Source organism: Clostridium sardiniense, assembly GCF_016907995.1.
In the GTDB taxonomy this organism is placed as follows: Bacteria; Bacillota; Clostridia; order Clostridiales; family Clostridiaceae; genus Clostridium; species Clostridium sardiniense.
On the sequence record NZ_JAFBDA010000020.1, the window covers coordinates 18,133 to 43,879 of the forward strand.

General features: G+C 27.0%; 33 protein-coding genes. 1 reads left to right on the forward strand and 32 read right to left on the reverse strand.

The genetic code is table 11. The features are described 5' to 3' along the window. Positions 1-10: 10 nt before the first annotated feature. The 16 genes from spoIIIAC to dapF form a co-directional block, all read right to left on the reverse strand. Positions 11-208, reverse strand: a complete 198-nt coding sequence (spoIIIAC, locus tag JOC62_RS14240) for a stage III sporulation protein AC (protein ID WP_204595953.1) — start codon at positions 206-208, stop codon at positions 11-13. A 15-nt stretch (positions 209-223) separates the two neighbouring features. Then, a complete protein-coding gene (locus tag JOC62_RS14245; protein ID WP_204595954.1) occupies positions 224-742 on the reverse strand; it encodes a stage III sporulation protein AB in 519 nt (172 codons plus the stop codon). Beyond that, the gene (gene spoIIIAA / locus JOC62_RS14250; RefSeq protein ID WP_204595999.1) at positions 730-1,647 is read right to left on the reverse strand and encodes a stage III sporulation protein AA; all 918 of its coding nucleotides are present in this window, start codon (positions 1,645-1,647) and stop codon (positions 730-732) included. The genes JOC62_RS14245 and spoIIIAA overlap by 13 nt, the downstream gene beginning before the upstream one ends. Before the next feature lie 146 nt (positions 1,648-1,793). Beyond that, positions 1,794-2,159, reverse strand: a complete 366-nt coding sequence (locus JOC62_RS14255) for a CD1247 N-terminal domain-containing protein (protein WP_204595955.1) — start codon at positions 2,157-2,159, stop codon at positions 1,794-1,796. A 62-nt stretch (positions 2,160-2,221) separates the two neighbouring features. Further along, positions 2,222-2,779 (reverse strand): elongation factor P, encoded by a 558-nt coding sequence (gene efp, locus JOC62_RS14260; RefSeq protein ID WP_204595956.1) that lies wholly within the window; start codon positions 2,777-2,779, stop codon positions 2,222-2,224. A 190-nt stretch (positions 2,780-2,969) separates the two neighbouring features. Further along, positions 2,970-3,347 carry a hypothetical protein gene (locus tag JOC62_RS14265; protein WP_204595957.1) on the reverse strand — a complete coding sequence of 126 codons (378 nt, stop codon included), beginning with the start codon at positions 3,345-3,347 and terminating at the stop codon, positions 2,970-2,972. Further along, a complete protein-coding gene (locus JOC62_RS14270; protein ID WP_204595958.1) occupies positions 3,344-3,736 on the reverse strand; it encodes a hypothetical protein in 393 nt (130 codons plus the stop codon). Before JOC62_RS14270 ends, JOC62_RS14265 begins: the two co-directional genes overlap by 4 nt. After that, positions 3,736-4,305: a hypothetical protein gene (locus JOC62_RS14275; protein ID WP_204595959.1), complete on the reverse strand. Its 570-nt coding sequence runs from the start codon at positions 4,303-4,305 to the stop codon at positions 3,736-3,738. Before JOC62_RS14275 ends, JOC62_RS14270 begins: the two co-directional genes overlap by 1 nt. Then, positions 4,302-4,751, reverse strand: a complete 450-nt coding sequence (locus tag JOC62_RS14280) for a hypothetical protein (RefSeq protein ID WP_204595960.1) — start codon at positions 4,749-4,751, stop codon at positions 4,302-4,304. Before JOC62_RS14280 ends, JOC62_RS14275 begins: the two co-directional genes overlap by 4 nt. Beyond that, entirely contained in the window at positions 4,742-5,236 is a 495-nt protein-coding gene (locus JOC62_RS14285; RefSeq protein WP_204595961.1) for a type II secretion system protein, read from the reverse strand. The genes JOC62_RS14280 and JOC62_RS14285 overlap by 10 nt, the downstream gene beginning before the upstream one ends. Beyond that, complete coding sequence (locus JOC62_RS14290; protein ID WP_204595962.1) at positions 5,197-5,670, reverse strand: hypothetical protein; 474 nt, start codon at positions 5,668-5,670, stop codon at positions 5,197-5,199. The genes JOC62_RS14285 and JOC62_RS14290 overlap by 40 nt, the downstream gene beginning before the upstream one ends. Next, positions 5,651-6,085, reverse strand: a complete 435-nt coding sequence (locus tag JOC62_RS14295; RefSeq protein WP_204595963.1) for a prepilin-type N-terminal cleavage/methylation domain-containing protein — start codon at positions 6,083-6,085, stop codon at positions 5,651-5,653. The genes JOC62_RS14290 and JOC62_RS14295 overlap by 20 nt, the downstream gene beginning before the upstream one ends. A 2-nt stretch (positions 6,086-6,087) precedes the next feature. Continuing rightward, entirely contained in the window at positions 6,088-7,119 is a 1,032-nt protein-coding gene (locus JOC62_RS14300) for a type II secretion system F family protein (protein ID WP_204595964.1), read from the reverse strand. Continuing rightward, the gene (locus JOC62_RS14305) at positions 7,091-8,473 is read right to left on the reverse strand and encodes a GspE/PulE family protein (RefSeq protein WP_243425082.1); all 1,383 of its coding nucleotides are present in this window, start codon (positions 8,471-8,473) and stop codon (positions 7,091-7,093) included. Before JOC62_RS14305 ends, JOC62_RS14300 begins: the two co-directional genes overlap by 29 nt. An 83-nt stretch (positions 8,474-8,556) precedes the next feature. Beyond that, on the reverse strand, positions 8,557-9,567 hold the full coding sequence (locus JOC62_RS14310; RefSeq protein ID WP_204595965.1) for a hypothetical protein: 1,011 nt from the start codon (positions 9,565-9,567) through the stop codon (positions 8,557-8,559). 24 nt (positions 9,568-9,591) lie between these two features. Beyond that, complete coding sequence (gene dapF / locus JOC62_RS14315; RefSeq protein ID WP_204595966.1) at positions 9,592-10,410, reverse strand: diaminopimelate epimerase; 819 nt, start codon at positions 10,408-10,410, stop codon at positions 9,592-9,594. Positions 10,411-10,506: 96 nt separating this feature from the next. On the opposite strand from dapF, the gene JOC62_RS14320 reads away from it, so the two are divergent. Beyond that, entirely contained in the window at positions 10,507-12,240 is a 1,734-nt protein-coding gene (locus tag JOC62_RS14320; RefSeq protein ID WP_204595967.1) for an Rqc2 family fibronectin-binding protein, read from the forward strand. 33 nt (positions 12,241-12,273) lie between these two features. Here the strand turns inward: JOC62_RS14320 and JOC62_RS14325 are convergent, their stop codons facing one another. The 16 genes from JOC62_RS14325 to JOC62_RS14400 form a co-directional block, all read right to left on the reverse strand. Beyond that, complete coding sequence (locus JOC62_RS14325) at positions 12,274-13,437, reverse strand: THUMP domain-containing class I SAM-dependent RNA methyltransferase (protein ID WP_204595968.1); 1,164 nt, start codon at positions 13,435-13,437, stop codon at positions 12,274-12,276. A 24-nt stretch (positions 13,438-13,461) separates the two neighbouring features. Beyond that, the gene (gene pyrR / locus JOC62_RS14330; RefSeq protein WP_204595969.1) at positions 13,462-14,004 is read right to left on the reverse strand and encodes a bifunctional pyr operon transcriptional regulator/uracil phosphoribosyltransferase PyrR; all 543 of its coding nucleotides are present in this window, start codon (positions 14,002-14,004) and stop codon (positions 13,462-13,464) included. Positions 14,005-14,023: 19 nt separating this feature from the next. Beyond that, complete coding sequence (locus tag JOC62_RS14335; protein ID WP_204595970.1) at positions 14,024-14,941, reverse strand: RluA family pseudouridine synthase; 918 nt, start codon at positions 14,939-14,941, stop codon at positions 14,024-14,026. A 111-nt stretch (positions 14,942-15,052) separates the two neighbouring features. Beyond that, a complete protein-coding gene (locus JOC62_RS14340) occupies positions 15,053-15,655 on the reverse strand; it encodes a DivIVA domain-containing protein (protein ID WP_204595971.1) in 603 nt (200 codons plus the stop codon). A 16-nt stretch (positions 15,656-15,671) separates the two neighbouring features. Next, complete coding sequence (locus tag JOC62_RS14345) at positions 15,672-16,439, reverse strand: YlmH family RNA-binding protein (protein ID WP_204595972.1); 768 nt, start codon at positions 16,437-16,439, stop codon at positions 15,672-15,674. Between the two features lies 1 nt (position 16,440). Beyond that, complete coding sequence (locus tag JOC62_RS14350) at positions 16,441-16,716, reverse strand: YggT family protein (RefSeq protein ID WP_204595973.1); 276 nt, start codon at positions 16,714-16,716, stop codon at positions 16,441-16,443. Positions 16,717-16,730: 14 nt separating this feature from the next. After that, complete coding sequence (locus JOC62_RS14355; protein WP_204595974.1) at positions 16,731-17,201, reverse strand: cell division protein SepF; 471 nt, start codon at positions 17,199-17,201, stop codon at positions 16,731-16,733. Positions 17,202-17,213: 12 nt separating this feature from the next. Then, the gene (locus JOC62_RS14360) at positions 17,214-17,876 is read right to left on the reverse strand and encodes a YggS family pyridoxal phosphate-dependent enzyme (protein ID WP_204595975.1); all 663 of its coding nucleotides are present in this window, start codon (positions 17,874-17,876) and stop codon (positions 17,214-17,216) included. Between the two features lie 89 nt (positions 17,877-17,965). Continuing rightward, on the reverse strand, positions 17,966-18,700 hold the full coding sequence (locus tag JOC62_RS14365; RefSeq protein ID WP_204595976.1) for a DUF881 domain-containing protein: 735 nt from the start codon (positions 18,698-18,700) through the stop codon (positions 17,966-17,968). Between the two features lie 11 nt (positions 18,701-18,711). Then, on the reverse strand, positions 18,712-19,053 hold the full coding sequence (locus JOC62_RS14370) for a small basic family protein (protein ID WP_204595977.1): 342 nt from the start codon (positions 19,051-19,053) through the stop codon (positions 18,712-18,714). Next, on the reverse strand, positions 19,053-19,790 hold the full coding sequence (locus JOC62_RS14375; RefSeq protein ID WP_204595978.1) for a DUF881 domain-containing protein: 738 nt from the start codon (positions 19,788-19,790) through the stop codon (positions 19,053-19,055). Before JOC62_RS14375 ends, JOC62_RS14370 begins: the two co-directional genes overlap by 1 nt. 14 nt (positions 19,791-19,804) lie before the next feature. Further along, a complete protein-coding gene (locus tag JOC62_RS14380) occupies positions 19,805-20,647 on the reverse strand; it encodes a cell division protein FtsQ/DivIB (RefSeq protein WP_204595979.1) in 843 nt (280 codons plus the stop codon). An 88-nt stretch (positions 20,648-20,735) separates the two neighbouring features. Continuing rightward, positions 20,736-21,878, reverse strand: coding sequence for a stage V sporulation protein E (gene spoVE / locus JOC62_RS14385; protein WP_204595980.1), 1,143 nt, complete (start codon positions 21,876-21,878; stop codon positions 20,736-20,738). A 24-nt stretch (positions 21,879-21,902) separates the two neighbouring features. Continuing rightward, positions 21,903-22,877, reverse strand: coding sequence for a phospho-N-acetylmuramoyl-pentapeptide-transferase (gene mraY / locus JOC62_RS14390; RefSeq protein WP_204595981.1), 975 nt, complete (start codon positions 22,875-22,877; stop codon positions 21,903-21,905). Between the two features lie 45 nt (positions 22,878-22,922). Beyond that, complete coding sequence (locus JOC62_RS14395; protein WP_204595982.1) at positions 22,923-24,278, reverse strand: UDP-N-acetylmuramoyl-tripeptide--D-alanyl-D-alanine ligase; 1,356 nt, start codon at positions 24,276-24,278, stop codon at positions 22,923-22,925. 11 nt (positions 24,279-24,289) lie between these two features. After that, complete coding sequence (locus JOC62_RS14400; protein WP_204595983.1) at positions 24,290-25,744, reverse strand: UDP-N-acetylmuramoyl-L-alanyl-D-glutamate--2,6-diaminopimelate ligase; 1,455 nt, start codon at positions 25,742-25,744, stop codon at positions 24,290-24,292. Positions 25,745-25,747 lie beyond the last annotated feature (3 nt).

Sequence of the window (25,747 nt, forward strand, 5' to 3'; positions counted from 1 at the left end):
ATTAAATCACCTATAACATAAACATAGTTTTAACTGATTGAAATAAATCTCCAATAAGTGAAACAATCATAAGTAATAGAATAACTACTCCAGCTATATTAGTTATTACTGCTATGTCATCCTTTCCACTACTTTTTAAAACTTTATCTAATATTATTATTAATACTCCAGCACCACCAATTTTAAATAATATACTTATATCTAACATTTCACCCCTCCTAACTTATAGTAAAAATATAATTACCATTGCCCCTATACATATACCCAAATATCTATATAATTTTGTATTTTTATTTGCTATTAATTCTGCCTCTTTTATATTTATATTTAAATTAGATATAACTAAATTAAACATCTTCTCTTGCCCATATACTCCAAGTTCACCTAACGATTTTAAAAAATCTGAAATTGCTCGTTCATCCTCTTTATTTAGATATAACTTATCTTTTTCATTTTTATAAACACTGTTAAAAGCATGATACACACTCTCTCTTTTTCCTTGTAATAATAAGTCTGCAACCTTTGTAAATAATTCACTTAGTGGCATCCTGCATTTTGCTCCAATTGAAAATAATGCTTCTGGTAGAGGAGTTGTATTATACACAACTTCATTTTGAAGAAGTAATATACTCTTTAAAATTTCTTGAAGAGTTTTGTGCCTTTTGTTAAATTTCTCTCCTAAAATATATCCCCCATAACAAAAGCAGCAAAATATTAATAATAGAAGCATTAGCCTAAACATACTATTTCAACATCTCTCTTTATGGAATACACATTCTCAATTGTTCCAACTCCTAATCTATTGCTTAGAACTATTACTCTTTCTATAATTCCACTTAATAAAAGATTATCAAAAGCTTTCCTCTTTTTGATATCTTCAAGATTAGATCCATGTACAGTAACTACAATATTAACCCCTGAATTAAATGCTGTATTTAATGCACTTATATCTTCTTCAGTTCCAATCTCATCACATATTAAAACATCTGGTGATAATGATCTAATAGCCATGAGCATACCTTCTTTTTTAAGACAATTATCTAATATGTCAGTTCTAATTCCTAAATTCATTTGTGGAATACCAACATAACTTGCTCCAATTTCACTTCTTTCATCTATTACCACAACTTTTTTACCCATTAAATTTTCTTTCATATCTCCTGATGATAATATTCTTGTTATATCCCTTAATATAGTTGTCTTCCCACATTTAGGTGGAGATATAATTAATGTATTTCTAACAACATTATTATTTGTTATATACTTAAGGACCTTTTTTCCACATCCGATTACTTCTTTAGATATTCTTATATTTAGAGATGAAATATTTTTAATAGTTTTAATTTTATTATTTTCCATAACACATTCACCAGCTATTCCAACTCTATGTCCTCCCTTTAATGTTATAAAGCCTTGCTTTATTTCCTCTTCATAGGCATATATTGAATAATTTGATATCCTTTGAAGAATAAATTTAAATTCTTCCTTTGTAACCTCATTAGATAATATTACCTCCCCCTCATTTGTATATATGATAATAGGTTTATTTATCTTTATACGTATTTCTTGAATTTTTTCATTTTTATATTTATCAATTGTGTCAGCAATCTTTTCAGGAAAAATATTCAATCTACTTTCTTCCTTCAACACTCACTCTACCTCCTAATATAGTAAAACTTCTTTTATTCTCTATAATTAATATTTATTTCACTTAACAAATATTACTCTTTTCAAAAAAAATATGTAAAATGAGCATAAAAAAAAGAGCTTTGAAATCAAAACTCTTAAAACAACTAATTCATTATATTTTTATTACAATATGGACATGGTATATTACTATTTTCTTCAATTGCAGAAGCTTCAATAAATACTGGTTTATTGCAATGAATACACTTTACTTCTTTATATTCATCTTCTATCTCAGTTAATTCTTCTAATGAAACTTCCTCAAATAATTCTTCTTGAATTCCTGAAAGATCATCATCCATATATTCTAGATTCTCTTGCATTGTTTCTTGATTTATTGTAAGTTCCTCAATCTTATCAGTCATCTTACTTAATATATTAGAAACTTTATTTAACACTTCTTTATTTTCGTTAATATCTATTTTATCTATATAATCATTTAGCTCTTGGATTTCTTCTCTTATATGATTCACATCAACACTTCCTTTTATATTAAAATTGCTAAGTTCTAAGAACTTAGCAATTTGTTATACTATTAAACTCTTTCCATGTACTCGCCAGTTCTTGTGTCAATTCTTATAGTGTCTCCTTCATTAACGAACATTGGAACGTTTATGATTGCACCTGTTTCTACAGTAGCTGGTTTTAATGTATTTGTTGCAGTATTTCCTTTAACACCTGGTTCACTGTGTGTTATTAATAATTCAACAAAGTTTGGAGCTTCAACTGAGAAAGCATCACCTTTGTAGAATTTAATAATAGCAAACATATTTTCCTTTAAGTACTTTATAGCATCTTCAACCTTTTCATAGTTTAAAGGAATTTGATCATATGTTTCTTGATCCATGAAGTAGTATAACTCTCCATCAGTGTATAAATATTGCATTTCTTTTCTTTCAATTACAGCTTCTTGGAACTTAGTTGTTGGGTTGAAAGTTGTATCAGTAACTCCTCCTGATATAACGTTTCTTAACTTCGTTCTAACGAAAGCTGCACCTTTTCCTGGTTTAACGTGTAAAAAGTCTACAACTGTAAATACTTGTCCTTCGTGTTCGAAAGTTGTACCTTTTCTTAAATCTCCTGCTGATATCATTAAATATCCCTCCAAAAGTATAAATTCAATTCCAAATAAGTTATACTATTAACTTTTAATCATATATAATCATAATTTGGTTTCTTCTGACATACAATGCTATTTTATCAAAAGTCACTGTTAAATGCAATTATTTAACCTGTTAATTTAACAGTATTTTTATATATTTAAAATCTTTCTCTAAATATTATTATATATTTTCTTTATTTTTATACTCTTGGAGCAATAATTTTAGTAAAAATTTTTCATTTTGATAACTTATTTCATATTCTGATATACAATATCCTAATATATTATCCATAAATGTCGATACATCGCTTTTGTTTCCTTCAAAAGTTATATCTATTTTTATACCATCTTCATTATCTATACTATTAATCTTTACACCATTTATCTTTTTAAAATCATTAAATATTTCATTTATATCCTTTGTACTTTCAGTAGAAGATACTTTTACAGCATCAATAAAGTTCTTTTTTTCTTTTTTCTTTTCTGAGGATATTAATATAGAACCTTGTATTACTAATAAAATAATTAATATTATGTATTTAATATACGTTTTTTTCATTTATTATCACCAACCACATTTAAAGAATACCCCTCATCATAATTATTAATCTTAATAATATCTAAATTTTCCTTAATATCCTTTAAGTACTTATCATTTATCATAAGTATCTCTCCAGAATTATTTTTTATTTCTCCAAAGCTTGTATATAAATCTAATACTTCTATCCACTTCAGTATTTCTTTCTTGGAATACGAAATTTTATTATCAATACTATTCTCTATTTCTACATTATTAATATTCTTTTTATTTTCTATAATGTTACTTATGTTTATAGGTAATATAAGTAAATTGCAAATTAATATCATTAATAATCCTCTATTTATACTTCTTTTATATTTCTTATCCTGTTTTTCAATAAATTTTTCAGGTATAAAATTTTTATTCATTATTTCTCTCCAATAATTAAATTCTTACTTTTAAATGGAAACTCAAACTTTCCAAAAACTACATTATCTATTTTTCCAATCTCATCTTTAGATATAGCTACTAAATTTCTTATTATTCTATTATTTCTTACCTTTATATAATAATACTTACCTTCTATTTCTATAATAGATTCAAAATTTTGTTTTCTTATCTTTTTTCTTACATACTTTAATATTAAAAACTGAATTGGATTTACTTCTATTCTTTTAATGTAATCTAAAAAAGGTAATATCTTCACTCCACCTTTTATAGCATAAATAAGTGTCTTTTTATTTTTATAATCAACACTAAAATTTATTAAATAATCATCAGAACTAAATTCTTGTTTTATCTCATTCTCTATAAGGATCTTTATATCTGTTATTTTTGTTTTATTGTATTCTTTTATATAAATTTCTTCATCTAATATTAAAAATTTACTATTTCTACTTTTTATAACTTCTGATTTGATGTCTTCTATACCTAAAATTTCTTTACCATATTTATATTTGTTTTTAAATATAAGTATTTCTTTTTTACTTTTTATCATTCAATTATAACCTCTCTTTTTAAAATAAGAATTATATTAAATTTTTCAGTTGTATCTTTAATTTCATCATCAGAAATTAAAGACTTTATATAAGTGCAATACATATAATTATCTAAATTTTTTATTCCATAATTTATCTTAAATGTATCCTCATTTTTTAAATAAGTTAATTTAATATTATAATCTCTATCCCTTATATTGTAATATATATCATTTTCCATACCTTTTATTAACTGTTCACTATTATCCAAAGCCCACTTATTAACTATATCAAGTATAGTTCGTTGTGTTGACCTTAAGTCCATCATACTTTCATGTATTTTATATTTACTACTATATTTTAGGTTCATCTTAAATATAGTTACTCCACCTAAAATTACTATAGTTATAAAAGTAATTAATGCAAAAGAGCTTATCAATACATACCCTCTTTTCTTTATAAACATACTAAGTAACTCCTATCATCAACTACAATTTCCATATATATTAGGTTCTCCTTCTTATATACATTGAATGATTTCACATTCTCTAAAATTAGGTTTGATGTTTTATACTCTTTATTTCCATTATTAAATGAATAATATTTAACTCTTAAATTCCTACTTATAACTTCAAATTCTTTAGAATTTACATTAATATAACTAGAATTATTATCTACTTGTTCCTTACCTTGTTCTTCTTTTATTATTTCTATCTTGTTATTATTTACAATATATTTTGTATTACCTACTTCATTAAATATTTTTCTAATATTTAATATTGCATTATCTATCTCATCTTCTCTATTGATCATTTCAGTTCGTCTAGATGTATATTTATATATCTCTAATGTCGTATTCATAATTAATGTAACTAATACTGAGGAAATAAAAATATATGCAATACATTCAATTATTGTATATCCTTTTTTAAATCTCTTTCTCCCATCCAAATCTCTTTCTTTACCTCTTCCTTTAAAACTATATCCTCTCCATTTTCAATAAGTGCAAAATCTAGTAAAATACCATCTTCCTCTTCTTTAATTTTTTCTACTTGAATTATCTTATCTGAGAATATATCATTTATACCTAATATATCTTTTGTTTTAAGTTCTTCAAAAATATTCTCATTAATTCCTATTGTAATCTTGTTATCTAAAAATAAATCTTTCAATTCATCTATACTTGTATTAAACTTTATTTCATTTATTACATTGTTAAGTAATATGCTATTTACTCTCATATCATTTCTAATTTTAAAAGATTTATGATCTGATCTATTCATATCTATAAACAATATAAAAACCATTGTAATTATAAATATTGCTGCAATACATTCTAAAAGCATAGAACCATTATGCTTTATTTTAAATCTTCTTTTTTTCAATATTTATATAATCAACTCCTACTCTAATACTTATAAAATATTTTTCTTTATCTTTAGTATTATCTAGTATAGTAGTACCTGCTTTAACTTGACCTTCTGATGTTATATCTATAATTCCATTTCTATTTAACTGTATATATTCTGGCATCTCAATAGAGTTTATCTCCTCATGTCCATTCATTAATTTTATCTTTTTATTTGAGTTCTCTATCTTTATCTTTAAATTTGATTCTGTATCTATGGCACTTATTTTACCTTCAGTAACTATATGTTTAAATGAGGATAGAAAATTTTCTACCTCAACATCTCTATTCAACCTCTTGTAATAACTTATAGATGATCCGCCAAAGACAAATATAATAGATAATATAGCTATAACAGCAATTACTTCAATTATTGTAACTCCTCTCCTCATCTTTAAGCTATGCCTCCATACATTCCATCAAACATCGGTAATACAAATACTCCTAGAAAAAATACCACTAAAAATGCCATTAATATTATTACAGTAGGCTGAAGTAGCGCTGCAATTTTTTTAAATCTCTCGTTACATCTTTTACTTAATGTCTCCGTTAAATCTTCTAATCTTTCATCTAATGATCCACTTTCTTCACCTAACTTAATCATTGCAATAGTATACTTTGAAAGATTAATCACCTCATCAATAGCTTTAGATAATTCATCACCTTTAAGAATTCTATCATTTAGTTTTTTATATAATTTATTTCCACTATTTTCTTCCTCACAATATTTTAAGGCTAATGATATATTAATCCCACTTGAAATAATAACTTTTATAAGCAATATCATTTCATATTCTCTTATTTCTTTTAATATATTTATTCTATTTCTTATAAATTCAATTATTCTTTTAAAATATGGCTTAATAACTATAATCGGAACCAACACTCCCCATATAGCTATAAAGGAAAAAGCAATTATAGGTGAATCATTTACCCATTTAGAAGTGTTTAATAAAACCTTAGTCAAATAAGGCAATTCTGAACCTACTGATAGATATACATCCTCTAATTGTGGAATTATAAAAAGTATAAAGAATATACTCATAAAAATCATTGCGCCTATTAAAAACATCGGATATATAGATGCATTTATTATTTCTTTTTTCATTGTATCCTTTCTTTTATAGTAGATACTCATTTCTCTAAAAACATCACTTAGCCTTCCAGTTTTTTCTCCAATAGAAATCATACCAAGAAAAAATGATGGATATAAGGGTTTAAAGATAGAAAATCCTTGTTCTAAGCTAGAGCCTTTCTTTATTTCATATGCTATCTTTTTTATAGATAATTTATAATCTTTTCTAAGGGGAAAATCTTCTAATAATTCTATAGATCTAGTTATTTGAAGACCATTATTATATAGAGTACATAAATTTTCACATATAATACTTATATCCCTATAAGAGTATTTCTTTACATCCTTCATATTTTATTAGGTCTTCTCCTTCAATAAATTTTTTATATTGCCCATAGCTTATAATGCCATCAAAAAGCATAGTTTTACATACTTCATACATTTGCTTATTAGAAAGTAATTCTATATCTAAATATATATTTTTTAAACGTTCTTTAATATCTTCATCTATAAAGTGAACAGCACAAACTAATCTTCTTCCTTTGATTCCAGTAAAATTACACTCCTCACATCCACTTTCTTCATAAAAGAAATATTCTTTGCCATTAAATATTTCTTTGCAAACTTTTTTGCAATTACTGCAAAGACATCCTATTAATCTTTGAGATATCAATCCTACAAGTGAGTCCTTTATTAAGTAGCTTTTAACATTCATATCTTCAAGTCTTAAAAATACCTCTCTACTAGATTTAGTGTGAATTGTGGAATATACTTTATGCCCTGTAATAGAAGCTCTTATAGCCATATTGGCTGTTTCTTCATCTCTTATTTCTCCAACCATTATCACATCTGGATCTTGCCTAAGTGTACTTCTTAATCCCTCTGCAAAACCTAAATTAATTTTTCTATTGATATTGATCTGATTTATCCCCTCAATATTACACTCTACCGGATCTTCTATTGTTGTTATATTTATATCTTTTTCTTTAATAGTTGATATAATAGAGTACAATGTACTACTTTTTCCACTTCCTGTCGGTCCACTTATTATTACCATCCCATTTTTTATATTTACTATTTTCTTTAAAGTTTCTAATTGATAATCAAGTAATTTTAATCCCTTTATGCTATAATCTAATTTTTCTTGATACAATATTCTTATTACCATCTTTTCTCCATAAATTACTGGTACAGTTGATATTCTGCAATCAAAAGTTCCTAAATTATTATTTATTAATATTTTTCCATCTTGAGGTTTCCTTTTTTCAGCTATATCCATATTCCCATTTAGCTTGACTCTTGAAAGTATTTGATTATAATCACTAATCCTTAATTTTCCTATAAGTACTAATCCCCCATCTATTCTTGCTCTTATAATTACAAAATCTTTTGATGGTTCAAAATGGACATCACTTCCATTTTGGGTTATTACTTTATAAATTATTTTTTCCTCTATATCTTCTCCTACATCTGGTCTTATTGAAGAAATAAGCTTATTAAATTTATTTTTATCTAGATTTATAAATTTAGCTTCTTTTCCAAACAAAAATTCAATAAAATTTTTTCCTTCATCATTTTCTTCATAAGTTGCTACAAAAACCTTATTACCATTCTCGTATAATGGTATTATCTTGAATTCTTTCATTTTGTCTTTTTTAATTTTATATACACAGTCTAGATTGGCTTTTCTAATTAATTCTTTCATTTTTCACCTCAATTATATTATTTCCAATTTATGTATATTTAATCTTTTGCAACAAAAAAAGTTTTGATAATATTATCAAAACTTTAATTAATCTTTATAAAATCATATCTTCCTTCTTTACTGCTTATAATTGAGACACTTCCATCTTTATATGAAAATACTTCTTGATTATTTTCATTGCTATTAGAGCCTATAAATAATATATTTCCCTTTGGATCAACAGATAACCCTTTCTTTAAATCAATACTACTTGGAAAAGAATATACCAATCTTTCAACTTTTCCTTTATTAATTTTATACACTGATGGTGCATCATTAATTGCACTTCCTAAAACATAATAAGTACCTGATACATCTATAATATCTTTAACATCCTCAAAGTTATTCGAAATATCTTCCACTCTTTTGTTTTCTTTGCTAATTTTCTTTAAAACTCTTTTATTATCTGCTGTTTGCTGAAGTATTATCACTTCATCATTTCCACCTTTTAAAAATTCAGCATATCCACTATCTAGTTTATATAAAAGTTCTTCCTTACCTGTTTTTAAATTAAATGTGAATACTCCGTTTATATTGTCACTAGACACTCCATAATAAACAATATTATCTTTATCTATAAAATCATAAAATTCCCCTGATATAGCTACTTTTGAAGTTATCTTAATTTCCTTATCATCTTTTAAAGATACCACTTTTAAATTATATCCATTATTATAAACCATATACGAAACATAGTTTCCATCTGGAGATATTTTTATAAAATTATAATTTGAATCAGCAATTTCTTTTTCTTTACCTTTATAATAGATATAATGCTTGCCGTCTCTCATAAAAATATAAGTTCCACTCTCTTTATTGTATTCAATTACAATATCTTTATTTTTTAAATTACTGTATTTACCATCAATTAAATTTAAAATATTGTATTTTCCGTTTTCTTCTAATAACACTGCCCCGTTTTGTACTTTTATTGCTTCTACGTTATTACTTATAAGCTCATTATTTTGCACTTTTTTTTGACCACATGCAGTTAGAATAAATGAAAAACCTAAAAGAATTACTATATATATTGGTCTTTTTTTAATAACATTCATTCTATTCCCTCTTTTAATTATATTTTATAAAGTTTCCCCTACGCAAATATATTCAGCATTACCCGTCATATATACTCCATCTTCTTCAACTTCTATAATTAATTCTCCACCTGGAAGACTTGCTAATACTTTTTTATTAATTAAATTGAATTTATGGGCGACAACTGCTGATGCACAAGTCCCGGTACCACATGCAAGAGTTGCACCAGCACCTCTTTCCCATGTTTCCACCTTTATATGATCTCTATTTATAACTTCAACAAAATTTACATTAGTCCCTTCATTAAAACACTCAAATTTCTCTATAAATTTTCCTTCACTAACATCATATTCCTTATCTTCTTTTATTACAATAGTATGAGGCACCCCAACTAATACAGATGTTAACTTATAATCTTTATTATTTATATTTGTCACTTCATTTATCAGCTCTTTTTTATTACTTAAAGGAATATCTTTTCCAGAAAATGAAGGTATCCCCATATAAACTTTAGCTCCAGTTATTTTATCTTTTTCTAAAATTAAAGTTATACCTTTAATTCCGTCTCCAGTCTCTACTGTAAATTTTATATCTTTAACATATCCTTTATCATAAATGTATCTTCCAAAACATCTTATTGCATTACCGCACATATTTGCTCTTGATCCATCGCTATTTATAATAGTCATTTTCATATCAGCTATAATAGAATTTCTTACAATAATTAATCCGTCAGCTCCAATTCCAAAATGTCTATTACAAAGTTTTTTCGCAATTTCAGTTTCATTATCTAAAAACTTATTATCTAAATCCTCTATAAAAATAAAATCATTTCCTATTCCCTGCATCTTTGTAAATTTCATAATTGCTCCTCCTAAAGTACTTATATATTAAATTGATTATTACCTTAATTTAGTGTTATACTATCTTTAAATTATACAAAAGAAAGGATGATACCTTTGGCACTAGATGGCATATTTTTAAATAGTTTATTAACTAATTTAAAAGAATCAATTATAGATTCTAAAATAGATAAAATAAACCAACCTGAAAAGGATGAAATAATACTTCAATTAAGAAAATATAGAACTAATATTAAACTTCTAATTTCAGCCTCTTCACAATTTTCAAGATTACACATAACTAATACACAAAAAGAAAATCCTCTTCAAGCTCCACTATATTTAATGGTTCTTAGAAAATATCTGCTTGGAGGTTTAATAACTAATATCACTCAAAAAGATGGTGATAGAGTTACAACAATCCATGTATCTTCTAGAGATGAGCTTGGATTTGATAGTAAATATTTATTAATTATCGAAATAATGGGAAGACATTCAAATATAACTCTTGTTCGTGAAAGAGATTTAAAGGTAATGGAATCTATTAAACACATAACTCCTGATATTAATACTTACAGAGTATTATATCCTGGAGTGACTTATGTTTATCCTCCTAAATCCAACAAATTAAATCCTTTTAATTTTTCTAAAGAAGAGTTCATTAATACATTAGAAAATTGTTCTTATGATATAAATGAGGATTTCTTCTTTAAAAGTTTTACTGGTGTTAGTAAAGTCTTATCTAAAGAATTATATTTCAATCTTTCTAACTATAATTATAGCGTAAAGGATACAGAAAGGTTATACAAATTTGTTACAAATTTATTTAACAATATAAAAAATTATCCATCATTTAATATATATGTCGATAATAACGGATTTTTCAAAGATTTCCATGCATTAAACTTTTTATCACTTAAAGATGATTTTAATGCTATTAATTATTCAGATCCATCTGTTATGTTAGATGAATTCTACTATAAAAAAGATAAGCAAGAAAGGCTCCATAATAGATCTCAAGATCTTCAAAAACTTATTCATACTAATATAGAAAGATGTAATAAGAAAAAAAGAATTTTAGATAATACATTGGAGGATTGTAAGTCTAAAGAAGATTTTAAAATGAAAGGTGATTTATTAACTTCATTTATATATAGTTTCAAAAAAGGAGATAAATCTGTTATTTTACAAAACTTCTATGATGAGAATTCACCTAATATAGAAATTAAATTAAATCCAAATAAAACTCCTTCAGAAAATGTTCAAATATATTATAAAAAATATAATAAATTTAAAAAAGCTGAAGAAGAAGCTCATATTCAACTTAAAAAAAATGATGATGAACTTAAATATTTAAATTCAGTACTTACAAACATTATTAATGCCGATTCTTATGATGAAATTGAAGAAATAAAAAATGAATTAATGGAAACTGGTTATTTAAAATTTAAAAAATCCTCTAAGAAAAAGAAAAGTAAATCTAAGCCTCTTCATTTTGTATCATCTGATGGAGTAGATATATATGTTGGTAAAAATAATTTACAAAATGATTATTTAAGTTTAAAATTTGCAAATAAGAATTTTATGTGGATGCACACTAAGGATATTCCTGGCTCTCACGTAATAATATGTTCAAATGATGTACCAGATAAAACTTTAGAAGAAGCCTCTGTCCTTGCTGCCTTCTATAGTAAAGCAAAAACATCTTCAAAGGTTCCTGTTGATTATACATTAGTTAAAAATTTAAAGAAACCAAATGGTGCTAAACCAGGTATGGTTATATATCATACTAACTATACCATGTATACAGAACCAAAGGAGTTTACAAATTTAAATTTAAAAGAAATATAAAAAAAGCTCGCATTAAAATATGCGAGCTTTTTATTAATCCATAAGACACTGTACTACAGTATCTCCTGCATTTTTTATAAGTTTATTATCAAAATATTGATAATAATAACATTTTAATTTACCATTATATAATTTTCTGTTCTTTGATGACTTTATTTTAAATGCTTTTTCAAAATCTTCGTAAGAAGTAAGTATATTAAATTCCCATTCTGAATACTTCTTTTTGTATCCTCCAAATATCCCATATAATTCCCTAACTTCTCTAGCATCACTTAATCTTTCTCCATAAGGTGGGTTTGATATTATAAATCCATATTTATGCTTATTTGAAAAATCTCTAAAATCTCTTTCTTGGAATTCTATATACTTATCAACTCCAGCTTTTCTAGCATTAGATTTTGCAGTTCTTAAAACTCTCTGATCTATATCATATCCTAATAGCTTTAAATCTTTATCTTTTACAGCTCTTCTTGCACCTTCTCTAACTTGATCATATATATCATTTGGCATTGTTGGCCATTTTTCTGATACAAATTCTCTATTAAGCCCAGGTGCTATATTTTGCATTATCATACAAGCCTCTATAAGTATTGTTCCTGAACCACAGAATGGATCAATTAATAAGTAATCTTCTTTCCACCTTGATAAAAGAACCATGGATGCTGCTAAAGTCTCTTTAAGTGGTGCTGCCCCTGAATTTTCTCTATATCCTCTTTTATGAAGTCCAGCACCAGATGTATCAATTGTAAGTGTAACTTTATCTTTTAGTATTCCAACTTCTATTTTGTATACTGGTCCATCTTCACTAAATTGATCTATTCCATAAGCCTCACTCATTTGAGTAACTATAGCCTTTTTTACTATTGATTGACAATCTGGCACACTATAAAGAGTTGATTTTATTGATTTTCCAACTACATGCATAACACCATCTTTAGGTATTATATCACTCCATTTAACATTCTTAGTTCCTTGAAATAATTCTTCAAAACTTCTTGCTTCAAATTCTGCCATATTTATAAAAACTCTATCTGCTGTCCTTAAATGAATATTTGCAATTGCTATATCCATTTCATCTCCACTAAAGTGAACCTTTCCGTTTTCTGTACTTAAACCTTCATATCCTAAAGCTTTTAATTCTTTTGCAGTTACTCCCTCTATTCCAAAGGTAGTAGTAGCAATTAATTTGTATTCCATTTATTTCTCTCCTTTAAGTTTAAACTAAACTTCATTTTCGTATATCTTTACTGAATCTTCTCCATCGATCTCTTCTATCTTAACTCCAACAACCTCTTCTTTTGATGTCGGTATATTCTTTCCTACATAATCCGCTCTTATAGGAAGTTCTTTATGTCCTCTATCAATTAATACTGCAAGCTGTATAACTGTTGGTCTTCCAACATCTATTATTGCATCTATAGCAGCTCTAACAGTTCTGCATGTATATAAAACATCATCAACTAATATTATCTTTTTATTTGTTATGTCTATCCCTAAATCTAAACTTTTAATCTCTGGCATATCGTTGTCTTCAGTTAAATCATCTCTATATAAAGTAATATCTACTGATCCAACTGGTATATTAACTCCTTCAATTGCAGTAATTTGTTTTGATATTCTCTCTGCAAGTGGATATCCTCTTCTCTTTATTCCTATAAGTACTATATCTTCAACACCCTTATTTTTCTCAATAATTTCATGAGAAATTCTTATTAAACTTCTTTTTATTGCTTTATCATCTAAAAGATTGGCTTTTAATTTCATTATTATCCTCCTTTTTAATTTATATATTATCTTTTCTTAAATTCTCTAGTAACTTTTTATAATTATCAGGAAGTTCTGATGTAAATTCAACATATTCTCCAGTGCTAGGATGTATAAATCCTAGAGTTTTAGCATGCAGCATCTGTCCTTCATTTTTAAATTTTCCTTTTTTAAAACCATAAGTTGGATCTCCAACTAACGGATAACCAATAGAAGCCATATGAACTCTAATTTGATGAGTTCTTCCAGTTTCTAATACACACTTTATTAAACTAGAATTTTTAAATCTCTCTAATACTTCATAATGTGTTACAGCACGCTTACCATCTGAAGTTATAGCTATCTTTAATCTATCTCTCTTTGATCTTGCAAGAGGCTTATCTACAGTTCCATTATCTTGTTTTATTCTACCTTCAACTAATGCATAATACTCTCTCTTCATAGTATGTTCTTTTAGTTGCTCAGATAATTTATTATGTGACTCATCATTTTTAGCAACAACTAAAATACCTGTAGTATCTTTATCAATTCTATGTACTATTCCAGGTCTTATAACACCATTTATACTAGATAAATCAGTGCAATGATAAAGAAGTGCATTAACAAGAGTTCCTGTATAATTTCCTGGTGCTGGATGTACTACCATTCCTTTAGGCTTATTTACAACTATGATATCCTTATCTTCATATATTACCTCTATAGGAATATCTTCTGCTTCTACTTCTAACTCTGTTGGCTCTGGCATGTTTATTTTAATTTCATCGTTTTCTCTTAGTTTATAATTACTTTTAGTCTTTTTATTGTTAACTAATACGCTTTCATTTTCGATTAATCCTTGAATAAAGCTTCTTGATTTTCCTTCAAATTCACTTGAAAGAAATTTATCAATTCTTATACCTTTATTTTCACTATCTATGACATATATAATTTCATCCATTTTTAAGTCTCCTAAACATTTATTACTTAACAATTATAATATATTGCTTTAATTAACTCAACTGAAAGTATATATTAAAAAATCAGCATTACATTTGTAATGCTGATACTACTACTCTTCTTTATTTGCAAAGAAACTTTTAATTTCATCTAATTCGTTAGTTGAAACTTCTTCATTTACAGGTTGCATATCCTCTTGTGTATATGCAATCTCTTTAATTTCTATCTCTTCATCCACTGGAGTTCCAATTGAATAGTTTTTATTTATATCTTTTTCTAAATCATCAAATGTTTCTAATTGTGTATTTATGAAGTTTCTAAACTTAGCTCTAAATTTTATAAATTCTTGTTTTACTCTATCAAATTCATCATTTATTTGTATTACATCACTATGAGCTTTATCTACAATTCTTTGAGCAGTTTCATTAGCATTTTTAACTATAAGTTCTGCTTCTTTTTGAGAAGTTTCTTTAGCTTGATCTGCTGCATTTTGTGCAAGAACTAAAGTATTCTGTATTGTTGTTTCTATTTTTGCATAGTGACCAACTTGCTCTCCTAAGACATCTAACTTTTCTTTTAACTTTGCATTTTCCTTATATAATTCCTCATAATTATCTACGACTTCATCTAAGAATTCATCTACTTCATCTGGATTATATCCCCTAAGACCTCTTTTAAATTCCTTATTGTTTATATCCATTGGAGTCAATTTCATTATTTTCACACCTCTACTATGTATATTTTTTTATATTAATTTTATATTTACCACTCTTACTGCGGCCTGTACAATCCCCTATGATATACTTACCATATTTTCTTATAGTTATTCTATCGTCTTTTTCAACTTCAAAACTTTTTTCTCTATTTATATTATAGTTTATCAGTACTAATCCTTCATCTATCATTTTTTGTGCTAATCCTCTAGATTTATTAGTAAGCTTAGCAACAATTGAATCTATTCTAATGGAGGAAATAAGAATTGTCTCCTCTTTAAATTCATGAGTTATTTCTTCAATATCTTCAAATAATTCAGTGATCTTACATGGGGTTTTCCCAATACTTTTAAGGTTCATTAATATATAATCTGCAATTTCATCATAAACAGCTACATAACATATATCTTCTTTTACTATTAAATCTCCTATTTTATCTCTCTCTATTCCTAGAGATAAAATACTTCCCAAATAATTTCTATGAGTTACTTTAGTAAATTTAGATGAGTTTTTTATTTTTAAAACCCTAATTGGAAACTTGGTATCATAAATATTATTGAAAGATATCATTCTTCGTTCTGATTCTTTAAAAGCACCAAAACTTTCTACTTTTAAACCTTTTATTTTTATTTCCTCATCAAAAAACTTCCATATGTTTGGAGGATAAAAACTTTTTCCAAACATAGGAATATTTCTTTCATAGGATAACATCATTTTTTCATATAAATTAATTGCACTATTTTTTTCTTCATCTAAAAATCTTTTAAGTATAATTTCTTTATTCATATTAAAGTATTCCAAGTACAAAACTAATTATGATTGGTTTCAACAAACCCAATACTATAATTGCAAATATAGGGGAAACATCTATAGGAACATTTCCAAGCAATTTACTTTGAATAAACCTAAAAGGTCTTAAAATAGGTTCAGTAAAGCTTGTCAATATTCCCATAATCCCATTATTTCTATCTACAATAACCCATGATAAAATACATTCTAATATAATAGCAAGTTCAATTATACGAAAAAGTGAGCTAATAAAATTAGCTATAATACCTTCCATCTAATATCCTCCTGTTATTTTGACCAGTTAAATAATGCTTTTGAAGTTAATTCACTCTTTAATTCACTAGTTACTTCTACATTTGATGGTGATAAAAGATATACTCTCTTTTCCACTTCTTGAATATCTCCATGTAATGCATAACATGAACCTCCAATAAAGTCTAATAATCTTTGAGCTGTTCTTATATCAAGATTAGTTGTATTTACAACAACAATTCTTCTATTTCTAACTGCATCACATATTTCCATTGCTTCTTCATAAGCAGTTGGCTTAGTTATTAAAACTTTAGCTGAAGCTGAAGTATGAATATTTACAACCTTATTTGATCTTTTTCCAGATATAACAGGCTCTATACTTTCATCTATTGCCATATTTTCATCTGCTGCTTCTTCAAATCCTTCTTCAAATTCATCATCCTCAAAGTCCTCATCAAAATCTCCAAATCCTAAAATATTTTTCATTTTTGATATCATATTTGCCATATCTTCTTCCTCCTAAATATTATAATTTCTTTCACCAAAGATTCCTGTTCCTACACGAATCATATTTGATCCTTCTTCTATGGCTATCTTATAGTCATTTGTCATTCCCATAGATAATATTTCCATATCAATATTCTTAAACTTTCTTTCTTTTAAATTCAAGAAAATATTATGTGTTTCTTTAAAGTAATTTCTATTACTTTCTTCATCTCCTTTTGGAATAATAACCATTATTCCCTTAACCTTTACATGTTTGCATGTTTCTATTTTTTCAATCATTTCATCTAAATCTTCTAGTAAAACTCCACTTTTACTTTCTTCTCTACCTATATTAATTTGAATTAATGTATTAGCTGTAAGATCTTCTCTTCCATAAAGTTCTTCAATTTTATCTAAAAGCTTTATACTTGAAAGAGAATGAATTAAGTGAACTTTACCTACTATATACTTAACTTTATTTGTCTGTAATTTTCCTATTAGGTGCCATTTAACATCTTTATGAAAACTCTCTTCCTTATGAATAAGTTCTTGTACTTTATTTTCTGCAAAATCTCTTAACCCATAATTATAAGCTTCTTCCATCTCTTCTAAACTTCTAGTTTTCGATACAGCTAAAAGCTTAACACCATTAGGTAAAATGTTTTCTATATTTTTTATATTTTCACTTATACTCATAAAAGCCTCCTAAAAATAAAGAGTTTTCACTCTTAATATTATTATTCTTCATTAGTTTGCATTTTCCTCTAAATTTTTCGTATTTTTTATTATTTTTCTATATATTCCTTCATATACTCTGTAGAACCTAATTTTGGAGCCGCTGGCATTAATATATTATCCTTTTTTTCTATTTCAACTGATAATTGTCTAACCATAAGCTCTCTTATATGAGTTCCTTCTTCTAATAATGCTGTTTCAAGTGCATCTGGATCTCCAATTGCATAAATATAAAATGGTGCATATTCTGTTGAATCATCTTCGAAACCAATAAATGCCCAATTACATATTACACCTGAGCTTGGAATTACCCTATGATTATTAATGCTTATTGCTTCAGCACCAGCCTTTCTTAAATCATTTAATACTAATGCCACATCATTGTCATGGAATATCTTAGATTTAGTTTCAAACTCATTATCTTCATTTAAATTTATATTACCATCATTTATTTTAAGTAAAATTCCTGGTCCTTGAACTTCTGTAAGTCCAGTTATCATGCCATAATCTTTTAATTGCGCCTTCATACTATCTAAAATCTTATCCTGCTTTTTATCATCGTATTTATACTTATTTATTGTTTCTTGCATATCATCATTTCTTTTTTTTAGATTCGTTATTTCTTTATATAAATCACTCTTTTCATTAATAGCATCTTGATATTCTTTTGCACTAAGCTGAGTGGACCTTTCTATAATTTGCCCAAAATTCATATTAAAAGCTATCAATAAACCTACAAAAATAGATGCAAAAAATACTATTAATCCACCACTAGTTTTTTTCATATATTCACCTCTTACTTGCGTGACTTAATCTTTTCTAAAATTAGTCTTCTTATTATTGCAAAGTTGTCGAATATACGTCCTCCAAATACTATTACAGCAGCTATATATATTGGTATACCAAGTTTATCACCAAGGTAAGCTAATCCTGCTGCTAATAGTGCATTTCCAAAAAATCCTGATATAAATATATCTGGTTGAAAGTTTTTTGATAAATTTGCTCTAATAGCACCAAAAACTGAATCTAAACAAGCAAGTATTGCAACAGACATATATGGGGAAAGTTTATCAGGAATATTAACATCAAATACAAATCCAAATATCACCCCTATCAATAATCCTATAAAAGGTACCATTACTTTTCCTCCTTTTTCTCAACCGGCTTTAAGTAATCACTTTTAATTGTTTGAGTAGTTTTATCTATAACTAGATTATCACTTTGTTCAACTTCACAATTATAATTTTGAAGTGCCCCGAAATCTAGTGAACCTGGAAAGTTCAATCCAACATTCAATCTTGCTTTATCTCCAATTGCTTTTATAATAATTGGTTCTTTCGGACTAACTTTTCCAGCTGTTCCAATCCATATATAGTTGCTTGAATTCTTTATACCTGTCTGAGGAGTTACTCTATATCCATTAATTGAAATAGCTTCTGCCTTTGAATACCAAAGCAGATTAATTATATGTATTAACTCTTCTTCAGTAATACCTCTTCCAATATCATCGTTACTTGATCCAAATATTGAAGTCTTTGGAGTTATTTTAATAGTTACTCCAGGCCCCTTTACATCAACTAGCCCTAAATGCATTCTAGCTGAATCTAATTGATTTTTTATTTCTTTACCAACATTACCTTCTTTTGAAGCTGCCTCTTCTAATTTCTTAAGTTCCTCGTTTAAAGAATTATTTTTGTTTTGTAACCCTTCTTTTTCTTTCTTTAAACTATCAAGTTCTGCAATAACATCACTTTTATTGTAACTTTCTATATTACTTTCATTATTTTTGTTTAATAATTTAAATTGATATGCCAGGAGAAAACCTAACAGTGCACACACAATTGCAATAGAAATCTGTGAAGTGGATTTCTTCATTTATATGACCTCCTCTATTTTTCCTCTTTAATTACTGGAGTACCCTCAAAACTTAAATCTATATATCCCTTTTTAAGATTAAGTTTTTTATCTTCTAATATATTTAATGCAGTATTTATCTTTTTTATCAAATCATTACCATTTCCAACTTTAACTTTAACATCATTATTAAAATATACAATTATATCATTAATATTAGTTACATTAACCATAGTTATTTTATTTTTTGTTGTATTCGAATTTTTTATTTCATAAAGAGTTTCTAAAAAGTTCTCTAACCTTTTATCATCTTTAGTATCTACATATTTTTCTCCAATTTTACGTCCCTCTGATTTAAGGCCTTTAATTTCAATCAATCCATCACCCTTAAGTTTATTTACTTTTTCTAATAGCACTAAATCTGAACTTATAACATCATATTCATCGCCATATTTAACATAGTAACCTATATTTTTTTCTTTAATATCCACTTCTAATGTTGATGGAAAATGTCTTTTTAAGGTAACACCATTTACATATGGATCTGACTTTAAGACCTTCTCGACTTCACTACTCTTAATAAAAAATATGTTTTCTCCTTTAATAGATTGTAATTTTTCATCTATTAAATCTTTTGTAACTAGATTTTCTCCACTAATTTTTACATTTTTAATTAAAAAGAGATTTGATTTAGTTACTATTAAACCACCTGCTATTGAAAGTAATATAATTATAAATATACTTTTTTTTATAAGTCTTTTTCTTTTGGCTTTCTTTATATATTTATTTCCATTTGCTCCCATGCGTTTTTCTAAACCTATCCTTACTATTTTATTTATATCCATTAATATAATAACACTGTTACAATGATTTTTCATTAAAAAATTCTTAATAAGGAATTAATTGTTGTTTATATTCACATAAAAATAAGAACTTAGCAGGTATACACTCCTACTAAGTTCATTTTTATTGTTGTTTTGCTTTTTTTATTGGTTCTTTACCTTCTGTCTGTCTAGAAATATTAATAAGTATACCCATAGCTATCAAATTAATTACAAGAGATGTACCTCCATAACTTATAAAAGGCAATGGAACCCCTGTAACTGGCATTGAGCCTGTTACAACTGCTATATTTATAATTGATTGAACAGCTATAACAGAAGTTATACCTATAGCTAAAAGACTTCCATAAGTATCTTTAGCTTTCATGGCAACTCGTATTCCTCTCCAAACAAAAATAACAAATAACCCCATTATTATAAGACATCCAATCAATCCAAGCTCTTCACCAATAATAGAAAATATAAAATCATTATGTGGTTCTGGCATATAAAGCATCTTTTGCCTTGATTGCCCAAGTCCAAGTCCTGTTATTCCTCCAGCACCAAGTGCATAGAAAGATTGTATTAATTGATATCCATTACCAGCTGGATCTTTCCAAGGATTTGTGAAGTTAAGCATTCTTGCTCTTCTATAAGGCTCCCCTAAAGCAAATCCTAGTGCTGCAACTACTAAAGTTGGTGCAACAACACCAAACATATGAACATTTCTTGCACCAGCCGCAAATACCATTATAAATGTAACTATCATTATTACTGAGGCTATACTAAGATTTTTTTCTGCTAAAACTAAAGCTGCAAATATACCTGCAACAAAGAAACATGGGATTACTCCTTTTTTAAAGTCCCTTACACCGTCTCCTCTTTTCTCAAGAAACATTGCGAGATATAAGACTACAACATATTTTGCAAGTTCAGATGGTTGGAATGAAAATGGTCCAAGTTGAATCCATCTTTGTGCACCATTTACTCCTTCGAAAGCAAAAACTAAAAGTAATAAAGGTACTGTTACTATAAGAGCAATAAGAGTATATCTCTTAAGTTTATGATAATCTAATGCCATCATAAACATCATAGCTCCTACTCCTAAAATGCTCCATATTACTTGTCTTTTTAAATAATGCATACTGTCATTATAATGGAACATAGCATAATATGAACTTGCTGAATATACCATTACAACCCCTACAGCAAGTAATAACATTATAGTACAAAATATACCATAATCAATCTCACCCATTCTCTTCCCTTTGGGTTTTCTTTTCTTCATATAAAATTCCTCCACTATATAATACTAAAGTGAAATAGCTCCTATAATACAAAGGATAATAGTAATAATTGAAAATACTGTAACAACCTTTACTTCTGACCATCCTAATTGTTCAAAATGATGGTGAACTGGTGCCATCTTAAACACTCTCTTACCAGTTGTTTTAAATGAAATGACCTGTATTATTACTGATAAAGTTTCAAATACATATATACCACCAACAATTACCAAAATAACTGGATTCTTTAATAATAAAGCAATACTTGCTACCGCTCCACCTAAAGCTAGTGAACCTGTATCTCCCATAAATATTTTTGCAGGGTAGGCATTATATCTTAAGAATCCTAAAAGTGCACCAATTAACGCTAATGCAAATACTGATATTTGATAATTACCTTGATTAAATGCGGCAACACTAAAGAATATTAATACTATAACAGTTACTGTTGAAGCTAAACCATCTAATCCATCTGTAAGATTTACTGCATTTGTTGCTGCTGCATAATAAATTATTACAAAAGGAATGTATAATATACCTAAATTTATTTGCATTCCTAAGAATGGAATCATAATTTCAGTTCCAAGTACTGTGTAAGCATAGTAAGCCATAGCTACTGAGAATAAAAGTAATAATAACATCTTTTGCCATGCTCTTAATCCTAAATTATTCTTATGTATGATCTTAAGCATATCATCTAAGAATCCTATGAAACCAAAAGCTATCATTGAATATAATACTATCATTCCTTCATCAGATATTTTGTATCTCATTACAAGCATTACAATAGTAACTGATATTATAAATATAACTCCTCCCATTGTTGGAGTACCTGCTTTTTTGAAGTGACTCTTTGGTCCTTCCTCCCTAATATTTTGCCCAAATTTTAATTTGTGTAGCATAGGAATAAATATAGGTCCAAGTATTATTGATATAAGAAAACCTAATCCTAATGCTAAAAGCGTGACTGGATTAATAAAACTACTAAAAAAATCCCCCATCGTTACCACCAAAGTTTTTAACACTTTGGTAGTTCACCTCCTTCGTTATTGTTTTATATTTTTTAATGCTTCGACTATTTCTTCGAATTTTTCTCCTCTTGATGCTTTAACTAAAATAACATCCTGAGGTTTAATGATTGAATTTAAGTCGTTTATTAAACTTACCTTTGTATTATATAATTTTATTTCCTCTTTTTCAAAACCTTCTTTGAAATCATCTATAAATTCTCCACAAGATATAAGCATATCAACCTTATCATTTGCATATTCTGCAACTTCTCTATGACAACTAGCTGCTTTATCACCTAACTCTCTCATAGTTCCTAAAATAGCTATTTTTCTTCCTTCTCTACTACTTAATACATCAAGAGCTGCTTTCATAGAATCTGGACTTGCATTATAACAATCGTTTATTATTTCAATTCCATCACCATCTATAAATTCTAATCTCATTGATGTAGCTTCTATATTCTTAAGTCCATTTATAATCTCATCCACTGTTAATCCAAGCTTAAATGATGCTGCTATACCAAGTAGAGCATTTAATACATTATGAGCTCCTACCATAGGTAATATGATTCTATGTGTTTCTCCTTTAAAATTCAAATCAAAGGAGGTTGTTTCTTTTGTTAATTCAATATTACTTGCATAATAATTATAATTTTCATTATATCCAATTTTTACTATTTCATACTCTTTATCACGAACCTTTTGAAGCATATCATCCTCTTCATTTAAAATAAGAATATTATTTTCATTAAAGAAATCTGTTATCTCCATTTTAGCTTTTAAGATATTATCTCTTGTTTTTAAATTTTCTATATGAGATACTCCTATATTTGTAATTATTGCAATATCTGGTCTTGCACAATCTACAAGATTATGAATTTCATTAAAATCACTCATTCCCATTTCAAGAACAGCAACATCAATGCTACTATCTAATTGTAACACCATAAGTGGCAACCCTATTTCATTATTAAAATTACCTTTTGTTTTAAACACCTTATACTTACCACTTAAAAATGCACTAACTAAATCTTTAGTAGAAGTTTTCCCTGTAGAACCTGTTATTCCAACAACTTTCAACCCAAGTTTCTCTCTATATCCTTTTGCGATATTTAAAAGTGCTTTTTTTCCATCTTCGACTTTAATTACAACACCTTCTATATCATTTTCATCAAATAATACTTCATCCACTATTGCAATTGTGGCACCTTTATTAAATGCTTCTTTAATATATTTATTTCCATTAAAGTTTTCACCTTTTAAGGACAAAAACACATTTCCCTCTTTTATATTTCTTGTATCTGTTGATAATATATTAAAACTTTTATTATTATTATCAACTATAACTTTTCCATTACAATATTTAAGTAATTCTTCAAATGTAAGTTCCATAAATCACACCTCTAGTTTTTCTTTAATATTTCTTCTATAACTTCTCTCTCATCAAAATGTATTGTTCCAGTGTTAAGTATTTGATATGTTTCATGTCCCTTTCCAGCTATAACAATCACATCTCCATCTTTTGCTATTTCCATGGCTTTTGAAATTCCATCGTATCTATTTGTAATTTTTATATAATTATCTTTATCAATTCCATTTAAGATATCTTCTATTATACTTTCTGGATCTTCACTTCTTGGATTATCAGAAGTAATTATTGCAATATCTGATAAATCTGTTCCAATCTTACCCATTTGAGGTCTCTTAACCTTATCTCTATCTCCTCCACATCCAAAAACAGATATTAATCTTCCTTTAGTAAACTCTCTAGCTGTTTCTAATATCTTCTCAAGTCCATCTGGTGAATGTGCATAATCAATTATTATTTCATATGGAAGGTTGTATTTTCTAGCTGCTCTTTCACATCTACCTGGAACAACTACATCCTTTAACCCTTCTTTTATGTCTTTTAAGCTTATTCCTAAAGTATAACAAGCCCCAATAGCTCCTAATGCATTATACATATTATATTCACCTGGTATTGGAAGAACAATTTTTTCTTTTTCGCCATTTAATTCTGCATCAAAAATTATATCCATACTTTCTAGAATTTCATTCTTAGCAACTATATTACTAGAAGCTTTCATACTATATGTTTTAAAATTAGTTATATTTTCTTTCTTTAAATCTTCAGTTATTCTAACTCCATAACTATCATCTATGTTTATTATGCTAGTTTCACTTCTTTGGAATAGCTTATATTTTGCCTTGTAATAATTTTCAAATGTTTTATGAAAATCTAAATGATCTCTTGTTAAATTTGTAAATATACCTACTTTAAAATCTACTCCGTAAACTCTATCTAATTCTAATGAATGAGAGGAAACTTCCATAATACAATATTTAACACCCTTATCAACCATTTTCCTAAAAAGCCCCTGAATCTCTAATGATTCTGGAGTTGTTCTCTCAGTTTCTAACTTTTCACTTCCTATGTAGTTTGCTATAGTTCCTATAAGTCCAACCTTTTCACCAATACTTTCAAATATATCTTTTATCATAAAGGCAGTTGTTGTCTTACCATTTGTTCCTGTTACTCCTATAATATTAAGTTTTTCGCAAGGATTATCATAATATTTTGCACCTAATTTAGCTAAAGCCTTTCTTGTATCTGCAAATTTAATAACTGTTATATCCTTAGATACATTAATATCATCTTCACAAACGATAACTTTAGCTCCTTTTTCTATAGCACTATTTACAAATTTATGTCCATCACTTGCAAATCCCTTTATGCAAACAAAAGCATCTCCATTTTCTATTTTTCTACTGTCATAATTAATATTATTAATATCAATATTACAGTCTCCATTTATTACTTTATAATCTAGTCCTTCTAACAGCTTAGATAATCTCATCTA